The following is a 13,464-nucleotide window of genomic DNA, read 5'->3' as shown; positions in this document are numbered from 1 at the left end:
TATGAAATCAATATGGTATACAGGGCTTCAAGCTGTATTGCTGGCGGGTTTTCCGCTGGCGGCGGCTGCGCAGATGCAAGAACTGTATTTCAATCAGCAAGGGCAGATCACCGCGAATATGTCGGCGGTGGCTTATGTGCGCCAGTACGAAGTGAAAGACGGCGTCGCCCAAGCTCAGGATTTCTATTATCCCTCGATGAAGAAATATTCCGATCCCTATCAGGTGGCGGCGGGGCAAATCAAGAATTTCGTTCCTACGCCGAATAGCGGCGAGTTGACTTTGTGGCATTTCAACGGCCAAAAGAAAATGAGTGGCCGCTATAAAAACGGCAAGCCCGACGGCGTGTGGATAAACTGGTATCCCAACGGTAAAAAATCGGCGGTGATGCCTTATGTGGAAGGCAGAAGCGAGGGCACGGGTTCGCGCTATTACCGCAACGGCAATAAAGAGAGCGAAATCCAGTTTAAAGACAATAAGGCCAACGGCTACTGGAAGCAGTGGTATGCGAACGGCCAGCCCAAAACGGAAATGATGATGGTTGACGACAAACCCAACAGCATCGTCAGTTGGAACGAAAACGGCTTGCTGCTCACCGAAATCACGATGGAAGGCGGCAGACGCAACGGTATCGTGCTCGATTGGCATCCCAACGGCGCGAAAAAATCTGAAGCGGTGTATTTAAACGGCTCGCTGGTTAAGAAAACGGTGTGGGATGAAGACGGCTATGTGCTGTCGGATTAATCACTCAATAAAGTGAAACGCATCAATAAAGGCTGTCGGCTGAATGTCGGCAGCCTTTGTTTTTATTTGCGGTAAGCAGGGGGAGATAGGCTTGTTGAAGGAATGGTCTTTATTTCAAAGCGCCGCTATGGTTGAGGCCGTCTGAAAATATTCGGGTAAAAGCAGGTATGACGTTACGGTTACTTGATAAGTGGTTTGACGGTCGATAATTCTCTAGCTTTCTTCTGATGCAGCTCAAAAAAGTGTCGATTTGTTTTCAGACGGCCTCATAAGAGCAGGCGGTGAATTTCAAAATATTAATTTCTAATTTCTTGATTCTTCTTTTGTTTATATGAGGTTTGATGAAACGGCGGCATGGCTTGCATGTTTCTCCGCCGGCAGAAGAAATTCATTTTTCATTGCAAATTCAACTAAAAAACATTAAGATATGATTAAACCTGAATAAAAATTAATATCATAATATCAGACGCAGTTCTGTCACGTTCAGGGGTCTCCGTCTTAAGCTTAACTTTTGTATCAAAACAAGAAAGTAGGCTTTTATGTCTGTTATCCCGCTCTCTCAATTAAGTAAAGGCACTTGTGCCCATATCGAATTTATTCAAGACAACCCGGTTTTCGGTGAGTTGGATTCTTTGGTAAGCCGCCGTTTGGCCGACTTGGGTTTTTCCAACGGTATGTCTTTGGAAGTAATGGCTGTCGGCGTGCTCGGCAAAGGGCCTTATGCCGTGCGTTTGGGCAACCAGTCGCAGTTTGCCTTGCGTGCGCCCGAAGCTTCCAAAGTGATGTGCCGGGTGGTAACCGATCATTTCTAAGCGGTTGGGTTTCTTTATCTTCATTTTTAATATTCAGCATTTTCAGACGGCCTCTTAACTAGCGAAGGGGCGGCTTGATACGCAATAGTGAAAGGATTCAATATGAGTGCTTCTGCGTCGGCTTTAAGCTATTTCGCTTTGGTGGGCGCGCCGAACTGCGGTAAGACGGTATTGTTTAACGGCCTTACCGGTGCGCATGCCAAAGTAGCCAATTATCCGGGCGTAACGGTGGATAAACGCGAGGGTGTGTTTATCGACGATACGTCTGTTCATATTATCGATTTGCCGGGTACATACAGCCTGCGCACTACCAGTCCTGATGAAGCGGTGGCGCGGGATGTGGTACTGGGTAAGCTCGGCCAGCAGCCGGATGCGATTATTGCGGTGGCGGATGCGACCAACCTGCGCATGACGCTGCGGATGATGCTGGAGCTGAAAACGCTCGGGCTGCCGATGGCGGTTTCCCTCAATTTGAGCGATGTGGCCCGTTCGCGCGGTTTGAAAATTGATGCGGACAAATTGAGCAAGCTGCTAGGCGTGCCGGTGTTGGAAACGGTGGCGGTGAGTAAAGAAGGTATCCGCGCCGTGCGTGAAGCGGTGGCGAAACTGCCGCGCCGTGCCGACCCCATCAATGTGGAAGAGGCGGAGCAAACGCTCAACCGGCTCGACAGTAACGAGCTGTATGCCCAAGTGGAAGATATTTTGCGGCAGGTCGTGAGCACGGAAATGAAACTGCCGCCATGGCACCGCCGTTTAGACAGCATTGTGCTGCACCCGATTTGGGGTTTTGCCATTTTGTTGGTGATTTTGCTGCTGGTGTTTCAGGCCGTTTATTCGTGGTCGGAACCTTTGATGGGCGCGATTGAGGACGGCTTCGGTGCGCTCGGAGAGTGGGTAACAACCGTGATTCCGGCGGGTATTTTGCAGGATTTGCTGGTGAACGGTGTGATTGCCGGTATCGGCAGCGTGCTGGTGTTTTTGCCGCAAATTACGATTTTGTTTGCCTTTATTTTGCTGCTGGAAGATTCGGGCTATCTGCCCCGTGCGGCGTTTTTGCTGGATAACCTGCTGTCGAAATCAGGGCTTTCAGGTCGTTCTTTCATTCCTTTGCTGTCGAGCTTTGCTTGTGCGGTACCGGCGGTGATGTCGGCGCGTACCATTCACGATCCGCGCGAACGGCTGGTTACCATCATGATTGCGCCGATGCTCACTTGCTCTGCGCGCCTGCCGATTTATGCGCTGATTATTGCGGCGGTGATTCCCAATCAAACGGTGATGGGCGTGTTTAATCTGCAAGGGCTGACTTTGTTTGGGCTGTATGTGGCCGGCATCCTGTCGGCGGCGGCTACGGCTTATGTGATGAAATATTTTGCCCGCGGTAAGCAAGGCATCAAGCAGTTTCCGTTGCTGATGGAGCTGCCGACATACCGTATGCCCAACTTCAAACATATCATGGTGAGCTTGTGGGACCGTGTGAAAGCGTTTTTAAAACGTGCGGGTACGATTATTTTTGCCTTGAGCGTGGTGTTGTGGGCGTTGGTGAGTTTTCCCGCTCCGCCTGCCGGAGCGACGGGCGCGGCGATTGATTACAGCTTTGCCGGTACGATCGGCCACTTTATCGAGTCTCTGTTTGCACCGCTGGGTTTCACTTGGCAGATGTGTATCGCCATGATTCCGGGTATCGCCGCGCGCGAAGTGGTGGTGGCTGCTTTGGGTACGGTGTATGCCGTGGGCGCTGGTTCGGAAGATGCCGTGCAAAACGCGCTGATTCCGATTGTGCACAACAACTGGGGGCTACCGACCGCTTTTGCGTTCTTGGCTTGGTATATTTACGCGCCGATGTGTATGGCCACATTGGCGGTAATCAAGCGTGAAACCAAATCGGCACGGAAAACCTTTATGATCACGGCGTATCTGTTCGGGCTTGCCTATGTGTTTGCCTTTATCGTGTATCAGGTAACTTCGAGGATTTTCTGATGGAACAATATATTATCGTCGGTGCCATCGTGCTGCTGTGCACCTTATATATCTTGCGCAAGTTTGTGTTTAAACCGAAAAACAGCGGTTCGGCCTGCGGCGGTTGCGACCGCTGCGGCGGCGGTAAAAGCGGCGGCTGCCATTAGGGAGTAACGCTTTTACGGTATGAGGCCGTCTGAAAACACTGTTTATTTGAAACGGTGTTTTCAGACGGCCTTTAAGTTGATGGAAGGGATTGGGTAATTAAATATTACCGAAACGGCCATTGTTGAAATCGTGGATGGCCTCGCGGATTTCTTCGGCGGTGTTCATCACAAACGGGCCGTAACCGACCACCGGCTCTGCAATCGGCACGCCGGAGAGCAGGAGGATTTTCACTTCTTCGCTGCCTGCGGCGATGCGCACTTCTCCGCCGCCGTGTTCAAAGCCGACCAATTGGCCTGCGCCTGCGCGTTCTTTACCGTTAAAGACTGCCTCGCCGCGCAAGACCACCATAGAGAGGCTGTGGTTGGCGGGCAGGGTAAGGGCGGCTTCTTTGCCGGGGTGAATCACGACGTCCCACACATTCATTTCGGTATAGGTGTCGGCAGCGCCTTGAGTGCCTGCGTACTCGCCCGCAATCAGGCGCAGATGGCCGGCTTCATTGGGCAGCTGCACCACGGGAATGTTTTCTTTGGCGAGGTGTTGGTAGTGCGGCGCTACGTTTTTGTGTTCGGCAGGCAGGTTGACCCACAGTTGCACCATCTCGAAAAGCCCGCCTGTTTTGCTGAAGGCTTCGGAGTGGAACTCTTCATGAATAATGCCTGCTCCGGCAGTCATCCATTGCACATCGCCGGCTTTGATGACGCCGCCTCCGCCGGAAGAGTCGCGGTGGGCGACTTCGCCGTGATAGGCGATGGTAACGGTTTCAAAACCTTTGTGCGGATGTTGGCCCACGCCGCGCGGGCTGCGCGCTTCGTTGGGAGCAAACTCGTGCGGTGCGGCGTAATCAAGCATCAAAAACGGGTCGGTGCCGCGGTCGTCGCCCATGTGTGAAAACAAGGGCTGTACCAAAAAGCCGTTGCCTACCCAGTGTTGGCTGTCGGCGCGGTAGATTTGGCGTACGTTTCTCATGTGGTTTTCCTTTCTGATCTGATTGTGTGTGCTGTGTCGGTAAGTTGTCGGCAGGGCTTAATGTACCTGCATACCTGCGGCCTGTGCTTCGCGCAGTTTGGCGGGAGTAACGTCTGTGCCTTCGGGATCGACAACGGTTACGGTGGACAGCATATTGTTGATTTGCCCGCACACTTGGCGGATATAGGCTCGGCGCAAAGTGTCGCGCTCGGCCGATTCGGCTTCCGTCAGCCCGATGGTTTTGGCTTTATGAGCCAGCTCGTTGATACGGTCTAATTCTGTAATACGCATGATGGACTCCTGATGGTGTTTGCCTGCAAAACGTCGAGCCTGTTTTAGCGAAGCTCACAAATTCACTTTCAGACGGCCTTGGTTTTTACTGGGCTTTTTTCGTGTTAAGGCGTATTATACGCAGTACCTGCTTATAAACAAGTACGCACATTTTTTATACTGTAAACGATAACCGACAAGGGCTAACCATGAACCATCCCGACGCACCACACGACAATTGCTGCCCCGTCAGCACCACGCTCGATATTATCGGCGGCAAATGGAAAGTATTGATTCTTTACCATTTAAACACCCAAACCCGCCGTTTCAACGAATTGCAGCGGCTGATGCCCGCCGTTACCCAGCGTATGCTCACTTTGCAGCTGCGCGAGTTGGAAAGCGACGGCATTGTGCACCGCGAAGTGTATCCGCAGGTGCCGCCGAAAGTGGAATACTCGCTTACTGAGTTCGGCCTGACGCTGATGCCGGTGATTGAAGCCATGCACCGTTGGGGTACGGAATATGCGCTAGAATGTGAGAAACATAAATTGATTCGGCAAGACAATGCGGTATAGCCGAACCGCTTGCGGAAACGGCATACCCGTGCCCGCGTTTTAAGCACTTCTATATCAAGGTCAAGCATATTGGATTTTCAGACGGCCTCATGCTGTAAAGGCCGTCTGAAAGGTGGATAGGATGAACCGACTTCTCGATATCTTTTGGCGCAGCGCCCGCCTCGAATGGCGCTACTTGATCCGCGAGCGCTGGGAGCTGTCGCTGCTGTTGTGGCTGCCGCTGGCGAGTGTGCTGCTGGTGTGGTGGATGTTTGCCCGCGCCGCCATCACCGATTTGCCCATCGGTGTGCTGGATAAAGACCACAGTGCATTGTCGCGGCAGACGGTGCAGTATCTCGACAGCGCGCCGGCTTTGAAAGTGGTGCAGACTTATGCCGACGAGCGCGAAGCGCAGCAGGCTATGGATAGGGTGGATGTGTACGGCGTGGTGGTGATACCCGATGATTTTTCCCGCCAACTCAAGCAGGGCGGGGCTTCGCCGCTGATTTTGCAGCTCAACGGCCAATTCGGTTCGTTTTCGGGTTTGCTGGTGCGCGATGTGCAGGCGGTGGCAGGCACTTTGTCGGCGGGCGTGGAGATGAAAGCGTTAAACAAGCGCGGTGAATCGGTACGGCAGGCGGAGCATACGTTCAGCCCGATACGCACGGTTACTTCGGCGCTGTTTAATATTTCCACCGATTACCAGCAGTTTCTCGGCACGACGCTGATTCCCGGGCTGCTGCATATTTTGGCGATGACGGCCGGGGCGGTGGCGTTCGGCAGGGAAATCCGCGATAAGAGCCTGCACAATTGGTTGGGCAAGGCGGGCTGCCGCGTCCGCAACGGGCATGTGCGCTTTGCCGATGCCGCGTTTGCTTTGGGCGGCAAGCTGGTGTGGCCGATGCTGGCTTTTACGCTTTGGGGCGGCGTGCTGCTGTGGATGCTGGCGCAGACGCATGAAGTGGCTGCGATATCGTGGCTGCTGAATTATTTAGGCTTGTGGCTGATGATGCTGGTGTCGCTGTGGCTGGGCGTGATATTTTCTGCGCTGCCGATGTCGATGCGTACGGGGCTGTCGGCCACCGGCTTCATTTCCGCGCCCGCTTTTGCCTTTTCGGGCATTGCATTCCCGCGCTTGGCGATGCCGACTTGGGCGCAGAAGTGGTCGGATATGCTGCCGCTGACGCATTATCTGGAATTGCAGCAGGGCTTGCTGGAAATGGGGATTCCGTGGCAATGGGCGGTGAAGCCGCTGGGATGGTCTTCGCTGGCGGCCTTGATGCTTCTCTTGGCGGCGGCCAAACTTTCGCAGCGCGCGTATGCTTTGCCGCAGCGTTGGGGCGCGAGATAACGGCGGCGAAAGGTACGGAATAACATGAAGAAAAGTATGTTTTTTACAGCGTTTGCCGACACCATCCGCAACATTTTTACCGATAAGGGCGTGTTGCTGATGTTGGTGATTGCGCCGTTTATCTACGGTTTTTTCTATCCGTGGCCGTATAGTACGCAGGCGGCGCGTCGGATTCCGGTTGCGGTTGTGGATGAAGACCACAGCACGTTGTCGAACAAAATCATTCAGATGGCCGAAGGCAGTCCGCGCTTGGCGGTGAGGGTGATGCAGAGCGAGCGCGAAGCCAAGCAGGCTTTGTGGCGGCAGGAAATCGGCGGCTATATGGTGATTCCGGCGGGTTTGAAAAGCGATGTGGTAATGCAGCGGCCGGCGCGGGTAGGCGTGTTGGCTAACGGCAGCTATCTTTTGGTGAGCAAAGAGGTTCAAACGGGCTTTGCCGAAGTAGTGGGCACGGTGTCGGCAGGCATTCAAATCAAGCGTTTGCAGGCGGGCGGCATGGAGAAAGAGCAGGCGTTTGCTGCGCAAAACCCGATACCGTTTCAGCTTCAAGTGCAATACAACCCGACGCAGGGTTACGGCAATTATGTGGTGCCCGGCGTGGCGGTGCTGATTATCCAACAGGTGTTGCTGATGGGATCGGCGCTGCTGGTCGGCACATGGCGCGAACAGCGGCGGCAACATGCTTCGATGCGGGTATGGCTGGGGCGGATTTCGGCTTTGTCGCTGATGGGCTGGCTGGCTTCGCTGTTTTACTTCGGCTGGGTGTTTTATATCCAAGACTACGCCCGCGGGCAAAACATCGGCGGTATGCTGGCCTTGACGGTGCTGTTTGCGCCTGCGGTGGCGACGCTGGGCTGTTTGTTCGGCTTGTGGTTTCAAAAGCGCGAGCGGGCGCTCCAGCTCTTGATGTTTACCTCGATTCCGATGTTTTTCCTCAGCGGCTATGCGTGGCCGTCTGAATCTTTGCCGTTGCCTTTGCAATGGTTGCGCTGGCTGATACCGAGCACTTCGGCGATTCAGGCATCGGTACGCTTCAACCAAATCGGCACGCCGCTTGCCGACGGCGCGTATCTGCTGTGGGTGCTGGCGGGTTTGCTGGCGGTTTATTTGCTGGTGTTGTGGTGGTATGTGAAAAGCGGCAAGAGTGGCGAACAGCCTTAGGTTTTGTATGGATACAGGCCGTCTGAAAGCATCCTGCGGGCGGATATGCAATTCGTCTCTACACTTGCTTTGGAAAATTTTAGCCTCCCTGTAGTGGTAGAAGAGTTGAGTATTTTTTGTTGGGTCACGACCCAACCTACGTTTGCTGCCAAAGAACACAGGCCGTCTGAAAGCGAACTTGTGAGCTTCGCTAAAATATCTTTTCAGACGGCCTGTGTTTGTTTTACCTGATAGTTGATGAGCCGAACGTTCATGATCGGTTTCAATCTGCACGCGGCAGCAATTATTTAACTGTGAATGCCCCGCTTATCAAGCAGATTCCCGAAAACGGTGTGTTTAAAACGCCTCGCCCACTTTCACGCCGCCGGCAATATCTTTCGGCGTGGCCAGTTTTGCCGTGGCGGCTTGGGCAGCTTTGAATTCATGCGTTTCCATCATGGCGGCAGCTCGTTCGGCGGGCAGGGTGTTCGCCATGTATTGCCAGCGGTCGGCCAATGCGGGGTTAGCCGGAATCACAAAGCCTTCGCGCAATTCGTCGACCAAATCGGGGCGGTTGCACACCAGCACGATGTCGCAGCCGGCATCAAACGATAATTTTGCCCGCTCTTTGATGCCGCCCGCTCCGCACGCGCCTTCCATAGTGAGGTCGTCTGAAAAAATCACGCCGTTGAAGCCGATGTCTTCACGCAGAATATCTTTCAGCCATTTGACCGAAAAGCCCGCCGGTTGGCTGTCGACTTGCGGGTAAATCACATGCGCGGGCATCAAGGCCGCCATGCCTGCCGCGCTCATGCGGCGGAAGGGCACGATGTCGGCGGCTTCCAATTCGTTCAAACTGCGGTCGTCTTGCGGCAAAACGTGGTGGCTGTCGCCTTCGACGAAACCGTGGCCGGGGAAGTGTTTGCCGCACGATTTCATGCCGCCTTTGTTCAAGCCTTTCTGCAAAGCCAGCGCCAGCTCGGTAACGATTTCGGCGTTGCCGTGGAAGCTGCGGTTGCCGATCACGGCGCATTGCCCCCAGTTCAAATCCAGCACGGGCGTAAACGACAAATCCACGCCGCACGCGCTCAATTCGGTTGCCAACACCCAGCCCACCTGCTCGGCCTGCGCTTTGGCCGTTTCGGGGCTTTGCGTATCCCAAATTTCGCCGAGCACATTCATGGCGGGCAGACGGGTAAAGCCGTCGATAAACCGCTGCACGCGTCCGCCTTCGTGATCGACGGCGATAATCAGCTCGGGCGAGCGCAATGCTTTGATTTCACTTACCAACTCTTTGAGTTGGGCAACGTTTTCAAAATTGCGGCGGAACAAAATCACGCCGCCGACGGCAGGGTCGAGCAGGCGTTGTTTTTCTTCGTCGGTGAGACGGAAGGCGTGGACATCGGCCATCACGGGGCCGCGCGGGATAATGGGTTTGGTCATAAGTTTTCTCAACAAATAGGGAAGGTGGTGCGGAAAAGGGAAGATTATACAAGACTGAAACGGCAGGCAGTAGGCATGTGGCCGATAGTGTGGCGTTTATATAGAGAGGCCGTCTGAAAAGCGGGTTTTCAGACGGCCTTAACCAAGCATTAGTCGTTTTACGCGGTCAGCCAAGCCATTGCTTCGATTTTGTGGCCGTCCAAATCGCGCACAAAGCAGCCGTAATATTCTTTGCCGTAGTGCGGGCGCGGGCCGGGTGCACCGTCGTATTTCGCGCCTGCAGCCAAAGCCGCTTGATAGAAGGCATCGACTTCTTCGCGGGTTTCGGCGTAAAAGGCAATGTGTACGCCATTGGCAGTTTGTGCGTGTTGTTTGTCGTGCGGAGCCTGAATCCAAAATTCGGGATAGGCGCGACCGTAAGCCACGGCTCGGTGTTCGCTTAAATCCAAAACCCGCCCGATACCGAGCGTAGCCAACACTTTGTCGTAAAACGCCACCGCTTCTTCAAAACGGTTGGTACCGAGCGATACGTGGGAAAGAATGCTGGGATTGGCAGACATGATTGTGTTCCTTTCTAAAGGTCTAAAAGGTTGTGCCAAAAGATTTCAGACGGCCTCTTGAGGCCGTCTGAAAAAGTGTAAACGCCTGAACGGCAAAGACTTCAGCTTGATTTTAAGGCAGGTTTAAAGCCATAAAAAGCATATCGCCGTCGCGCTCGATCAGCAGTGGAATGTTTTTGCCCGCGCCTTCCAATGCGCTTTTAAGCGAAGCCTCGTCTTCAACGTTAATATGGTTGACGGTGATGATTTCATCGCCGCGTCTCAAGCCGGCACGTTCGGCAGCGGCTTCGGCTTTTACCACCACCAGTTTTCTGCCGGTATTGGACGTGCGCACTTTCAGGGTCAGGCCGGTTTGTTCCACCGTAAATGCTTGGCCGTCGGTGGAAAACATCGGATCGTCTACGCCTGCGTTGCCGGCTTCGGTGTCGTTACCGCTGGCGCCGAGTATTACTTTGATTTGCTGCTCTTTGCCTTTACGCCATACGTTGAGCGTTACTTCTTTGCCCGGAGCCATTGCGCCGACCATCACAGGCAGGTCGCTGGATTGGCGCACCTCTTCGCCGTTCACGCTGCGCACGATGTCGCCGGGTTGCAGGCCGGCTTTCAGGGCGGGGCTGCCGGGCAGTACGCGGGCGATTAAGGCGCCGGAAGCTTTGTCGAGGCCGAACGATTTGGCCAGATTATAAGAAACTTCCTGAATAATCACGCCAAGCTGGCCGCGCTGCACTTTGCCGCCGGCTTTGAGCTGTTCGGCCACGTTCATGGCCACGTCAATCGGAATGGCAAACGAAATGCCCATAAATCCGCCGCTGCGGCTGTAAATCTGCGAGTTGATGCCGACCACTTGGCCTTTCAGGTTAAACAGCGGGCCGCCGGAGTTGCCGGGGTTGATGGCCACATCGGTTTGGATAAACGGCGTGTAGTTTTCGTTCGGCAGGCTGCGGCCTTTGGCGGATACGATGCCTGCGGTCACGCTGTTGTCAAAGCCGAACGGTGCACCGATGGCGGCCACCCATTCGCCCGGTTTTAAGTCTTTGGCGTTGCCCACTTTGATTACGGGCAGGTTTTCCGCGTCGATTTTCAGCAGGGCTACGTCGGATTGAACGTCGGAACCGATCAGCTTGGCGGTAAATTCGCGTTTGTCGTTGAGCAGCACTTTGATGTTGTTCATGCCGTGGACGACGTGGGTGTTGGTGAGGATGTAGCCGTCGGGGCTGATGATGAAGCCCGAACCGAAATTCAGATCGTGGTCGTCTTCCTGCTCGGGAATTTCGGGCAGGTTGGGCACGAGGCGTTTGAAGAATTCATAAAACGGATCGTTGTCGGGAAACTGGTTTAGATCCATGTTGTCTTGGCTGCGTTTGCCCGACGACGTTTGGATGGCTTGGATGTTGACCACGGTTTGGCCTTCTTGCTCGACCAGCTTGGTGAAGTCCGGCAGGAGCATTTCTACTTTGCCGCTTTCGGTTTGTGTTTCTACTTTTTGTACCAAATCTTTTTGCGGCTCGTCTTGCTTGCCGAAAAAGCTGTCCACTTTGTCGCAGCCGTTTAAGGCTAAGGCTGAAGCAAGCACCAAGGCAATGTATTTTGGCGTTTTGTTCACAATGTTTCCTTTAAAACAGATTCGTTGAATTGCAAAGTTGTGATTGTAAATGAAAATATAGAACCCTGCACGGCGAAAACAAGTGCATATATTCCATTTAAACAGATGTTTTCACTGTTTTTCACTCTTCCTTACAATTCGTGGCAAAAACCGTTGCGGATATGCCGTCGGGCAGAGGTTTGAGGCCGTCTGAAAGATTTGTGCGGCCGAACCGTCATGAAGTGAGAGCCGCCCATCGTAGCGGCAATCATTGTTACAATAACGGGATTTTTCAACACATATTTTGAAGCGTTTGCCCGACCTTTGCCTGCGTAGCTTACGTTTGCGTTTCGGGCGGCGGGCAAGGGCTTGGGCGGCACGGCGGTGATATGGGCGGCGACATTACTTTTCTGACTTTATTCCTGATCGGTTTTTTCGGCGGCGGGCATTGCGTGGGCATGTGCGGCGGGTTGAGCAGCGCGTTTGCTTTGCAGTTGCCGCCGCATATCAACCGCTTTTGGCTGATTGTGTTGCTGAATGCGGGGCGGATCAGCAGTTATGTGCTGATCGGCGTGCTGCTCGGCTTGCTGGGGCAGGTGGGGATTTCGTTGGATGAAACGCGGTGGCTGCAAAACGGTTTGTTTGTGGCGGCGAATGTGCTGCTGTTGCTGTTGGGGCTGTATCTTGCCGGCTTGTCGGCCTTAGTGGTGAAAGTGGAGGCAGTGGGCAGGCCGGTGTGGAGGCGTTTGAACCCGCTGCTGAATAAGTTGCTGCCGATACGCAGTGTGCCGGCCTGTTTTGCCGTGGGCATGTTGTGGGGCTGGCTGCCGTGCGGTTTGGTATATAGCGCGTCGCTGTATGCTTTGGGCAGCGGCAGCGCGGCGCAGGGCGGCATGTATATGCTGGCTTTTGCATTGGGTACGCTGCCCAACCTGCTGGCGATGGGCTTTTTCGCGGCGCAGTTGAAAGCGTGGCTGCAACATAAAACGGTGCGTTCGTGCGCGGGTTTGACCGTATCGGCATGGGCGGTGTGGCAGTTGGCGGTGTTTTTTCAGACGGCCGTCTGAAAAGTATGGGCTGGGAAGAGATGGGCATGCAGGGCGGGCAAGTTGCCGGTTTTATTTGTTATAATGCCGCCTTTTAGCGCGTACAAAACCGTATGAAAACCGTAGAAAAAAATATGTTGGTGCTGCACAGTGCCGAGCAGATGTTCGAGCTGGTGGATAGGGTGGAAGATTATCCGCAGTTTCTGCCGTGGTACAGCAAAACCGAAATCATCGAGCGCAGCGGCAACGAGCTGAAAGCGCGTTTATTTATGGACTATATGAAAGTTCAGCAGTCTTTCGCCACGCACAACCACAACGTGCCGGGGCGCGAAATCCGTATGAACTTGCTCGAAGGGCCGTTCAAAACCCTGCAAGGCACATGGAAGTTTATTCCCGTGGGCGATGATGCCTGCAAAATCGAATTCAAACTGCAATACGATTTTTCCAGCAGCCTGCTTTCCGCGCTGATTTCGCCGGTGTTCAGCCACCTTTCGCGCACGCTGGTGGACGCATTCGTTAAAGAGGCCGACCGCCGCTATGGTTGAAATTGAAATTGTTTACGGCACGGCGGAGCGCCAGCTTTTGCAGCGCCTTTCCGTTGCGGAAGGGACAACCGCGCGTGAGGCGGTGTTGCAGAGCCGTATTGCCGAAGAGTTTCCCGAAGCAGACGTGCACAATGCGCCGTTGGGTATTTTCGGCAAAGCGGTGAAAGACGATACGGTGTTGCGCGATAAAGACCGCGTGGAAGTGTACCGTCCGCTGTTGATTGATCCCAAAGAAGCCCGCCGTTTGCGCGTGCGGAATAATAAAGAAGCCGATTGAGCCGTGTTTGGCGATATGGCGGCTGTGCTTTTTTGATATTAAATAAATAGGC

The 13,464-nt window shown here is 54.0% G+C and carries 15 protein-coding genes; 10 read left to right on the top strand and 5 right to left on the bottom strand.

Annotated features, from left to right (window positions below; genetic code table 11):
* The first annotated feature begins 1 nt into the window (after nt 1).
* The 4 genes from CKV66_RS09425 (at nt 2) to CKV66_RS09410 (ending at nt 3,677) form a co-directional block, all read left to right on the top strand.
* Nucleotides 2-742, top strand: coding sequence for a toxin-antitoxin system YwqK family antitoxin (locus CKV66_RS09425; RefSeq protein WP_085363629.1), 741 nt, complete (start codon nt 2-4; stop codon nt 740-742).
* A 539-nt stretch (nt 743-1,281) separates the two neighbouring features.
* The gene (locus CKV66_RS09420) at nt 1,282-1,554 is read left to right on the top strand and encodes a FeoA family protein (protein WP_085363628.1); all 273 of its coding nucleotides are present in this window, start codon (nt 1,282-1,284) and stop codon (nt 1,552-1,554) included.
* 102 nt (nt 1,555-1,656) lie between these two features.
* Nucleotides 1,657-3,531: a ferrous iron transporter B gene (gene feoB / locus CKV66_RS09415; RefSeq protein WP_085363627.1), complete on the top strand. Its 1,875-nt coding sequence runs from the start codon at nt 1,657-1,659 to the stop codon at nt 3,529-3,531.
* On the top strand, nt 3,531-3,677 hold the full coding sequence (locus CKV66_RS09410) for a FeoB-associated Cys-rich membrane protein (RefSeq protein WP_085363626.1): 147 nt from the start codon (nt 3,531-3,533) through the stop codon (nt 3,675-3,677). Before feoB ends, CKV66_RS09410 begins: the two co-directional genes overlap by 1 nt.
* 97 nt (nt 3,678-3,774) lie before the next feature.
* On the opposite strand, the gene CKV66_RS09405 is transcribed toward CKV66_RS09410, so the two are convergent.
* Both CKV66_RS09405 and CKV66_RS09400 read right to left on the bottom strand, forming a co-directional pair.
* Complete coding sequence (locus CKV66_RS09405) at nt 3,775-4,644, bottom strand: pirin family protein (protein WP_085363625.1); 870 nt, start codon at nt 4,642-4,644, stop codon at nt 3,775-3,777.
* A gap of 57 nt (nt 4,645-4,701) precedes the next feature.
* On the bottom strand, nt 4,702-4,935 hold the full coding sequence (locus CKV66_RS09400) for a DUF896 domain-containing protein (RefSeq protein ID WP_085363624.1): 234 nt from the start codon (nt 4,933-4,935) through the stop codon (nt 4,702-4,704).
* Nucleotides 4,936-5,123: 188 nt separating this feature from the next.
* Here CKV66_RS09400 and CKV66_RS09395 point away from each other — a divergent pair, with 188 nt between their 5' ends.
* From CKV66_RS09395 to CKV66_RS09385, 3 genes are all read left to right on the top strand, one after another.
* The gene (locus tag CKV66_RS09395; RefSeq protein WP_085363623.1) at nt 5,124-5,489 is read left to right on the top strand and encodes a winged helix-turn-helix transcriptional regulator; all 366 of its coding nucleotides are present in this window, start codon (nt 5,124-5,126) and stop codon (nt 5,487-5,489) included.
* A 121-nt stretch (nt 5,490-5,610) separates the two neighbouring features.
* Nucleotides 5,611-6,819: an ABC transporter permease gene (locus CKV66_RS09390; protein WP_085363622.1), complete on the top strand. Its 1,209-nt coding sequence runs from the start codon at nt 5,611-5,613 to the stop codon at nt 6,817-6,819.
* Between the two features lie 24 nt (nt 6,820-6,843).
* Entirely contained in the window at nt 6,844-7,980 is a 1,137-nt protein-coding gene (locus tag CKV66_RS09385; protein WP_085363621.1) for an ABC transporter permease, read from the top strand.
* 336 nt (nt 7,981-8,316) lie between these two features.
* Here the strand turns inward: CKV66_RS09385 and nagZ are convergent, their stop codons facing one another.
* From nagZ to CKV66_RS09370, 3 genes are all read right to left on the bottom strand, one after another.
* Nucleotides 8,317-9,402, bottom strand: a complete 1,086-nt coding sequence (nagZ, locus tag CKV66_RS09380; protein ID WP_085363620.1) for a beta-N-acetylhexosaminidase — start codon at nt 9,400-9,402, stop codon at nt 8,317-8,319.
* Nucleotides 9,403-9,560: 158 nt separating this feature from the next.
* Nucleotides 9,561-9,962 (bottom strand): VOC family protein, encoded by a 402-nt coding sequence (locus CKV66_RS09375; RefSeq protein WP_085363619.1) that lies wholly within the window; start codon nt 9,960-9,962, stop codon nt 9,561-9,563.
* 112 nt (nt 9,963-10,074) lie between these two features.
* Nucleotides 10,075-11,565: a DegQ family serine endoprotease gene (locus tag CKV66_RS09370; protein ID WP_085363618.1), complete on the bottom strand. Its 1,491-nt coding sequence runs from the start codon at nt 11,563-11,565 to the stop codon at nt 10,075-10,077.
* A gap of 368 nt (nt 11,566-11,933) precedes the next feature.
* Here CKV66_RS09370 and CKV66_RS09365 point away from each other — a divergent pair, with 368 nt between their 5' ends.
* From CKV66_RS09365 to CKV66_RS09355, 3 genes are all read left to right on the top strand, one after another.
* Nucleotides 11,934-12,611 (top strand): sulfite exporter TauE/SafE family protein, encoded by a 678-nt coding sequence (locus CKV66_RS09365; protein WP_085363617.1) that lies wholly within the window; start codon nt 11,934-11,936, stop codon nt 12,609-12,611.
* Between the two features lie 92 nt (nt 12,612-12,703).
* Nucleotides 12,704-13,135 (top strand): type II toxin-antitoxin system RatA family toxin, encoded by a 432-nt coding sequence (locus tag CKV66_RS09360; RefSeq protein ID WP_054598861.1) that lies wholly within the window; start codon nt 12,704-12,706, stop codon nt 13,133-13,135.
* Nucleotides 13,128-13,412, top strand: a complete 285-nt coding sequence (locus tag CKV66_RS09355; protein WP_085359702.1) for an RnfH family protein — start codon at nt 13,128-13,130, stop codon at nt 13,410-13,412. The genes CKV66_RS09360 and CKV66_RS09355 overlap by 8 nt, the downstream gene beginning before the upstream one ends.
* Nucleotides 13,413-13,464 lie beyond the last annotated feature (52 nt).

The sequence above is a fragment of the Neisseria zoodegmatis genome (genome assembly GCF_900187305.1).
GTDB lineage: Bacteria > Pseudomonadota > Gammaproteobacteria > Burkholderiales > Neisseriaceae > Neisseria > Neisseria zoodegmatis.
The sequence above is the reverse complement of the archived record's forward strand: the minus strand, read 5'-3'. Positions and strand labels throughout refer to the sequence as shown.

What these genes read in the sequence shown, in the direction of transcription:
- CKV66_RS09390 (WP_085363622.1), top strand. Translation starts at nt 5,611, where the DNA reads ATGAACCGACTTCTCGATATCTTTTGGCGCAGCGCCCGCCTCGAATGG.
- CKV66_RS09360 (WP_054598861.1), top strand. Translation starts at nt 12,704, where the DNA reads ATGAAAACCGTAGAAAAAAATATGTTGGTGCTGCACAGTGCCGAGCAG.
- CKV66_RS09425 (WP_085363629.1), top strand. Translation starts at nt 2, where the DNA reads ATGAAATCAATATGGTATACAGGGCTTCAAGCTGTATTGCTGGCGGGT.
- CKV66_RS09355 (WP_085359702.1), top strand. Translation starts at nt 13,128, where the DNA reads ATGGTTGAAATTGAAATTGTTTACGGCACGGCGGAGCGCCAGCTTTTG.
- CKV66_RS09420 (WP_085363628.1), top strand. Translation starts at nt 1,282, where the DNA reads ATGTCTGTTATCCCGCTCTCTCAATTAAGTAAAGGCACTTGTGCCCAT.
- nagZ (WP_085363620.1), bottom strand. Translation starts at nt 9,402, where the DNA reads ATGACCAAACCCATTATCCCGCGCGGCCCCGTGATGGCCGATGTCCAC.
- CKV66_RS09365 (WP_085363617.1), top strand. Translation starts at nt 11,934, where the DNA reads ATGGGCGGCGACATTACTTTTCTGACTTTATTCCTGATCGGTTTTTTC.
- CKV66_RS09400 (WP_085363624.1), bottom strand. Translation starts at nt 4,935, where the DNA reads ATGCGTATTACAGAATTAGACCGTATCAACGAGCTGGCTCATAAAGCC.
- CKV66_RS09395 (WP_085363623.1), top strand. Translation starts at nt 5,124, where the DNA reads ATGAACCATCCCGACGCACCACACGACAATTGCTGCCCCGTCAGCACC.
- CKV66_RS09375 (WP_085363619.1), bottom strand. Translation starts at nt 9,962, where the DNA reads ATGTCTGCCAATCCCAGCATTCTTTCCCACGTATCGCTCGGTACCAAC.
- feoB (WP_085363627.1), top strand. Translation starts at nt 1,657, where the DNA reads ATGAGTGCTTCTGCGTCGGCTTTAAGCTATTTCGCTTTGGTGGGCGCG.
- CKV66_RS09385 (WP_085363621.1), top strand. Translation starts at nt 6,844, where the DNA reads ATGAAGAAAAGTATGTTTTTTACAGCGTTTGCCGACACCATCCGCAAC.
- CKV66_RS09405 (WP_085363625.1), bottom strand. Translation starts at nt 4,644, where the DNA reads ATGAGAAACGTACGCCAAATCTACCGCGCCGACAGCCAACACTGGGTA.
- CKV66_RS09410 (WP_085363626.1), top strand. Translation starts at nt 3,531, where the DNA reads ATGGAACAATATATTATCGTCGGTGCCATCGTGCTGCTGTGCACCTTA.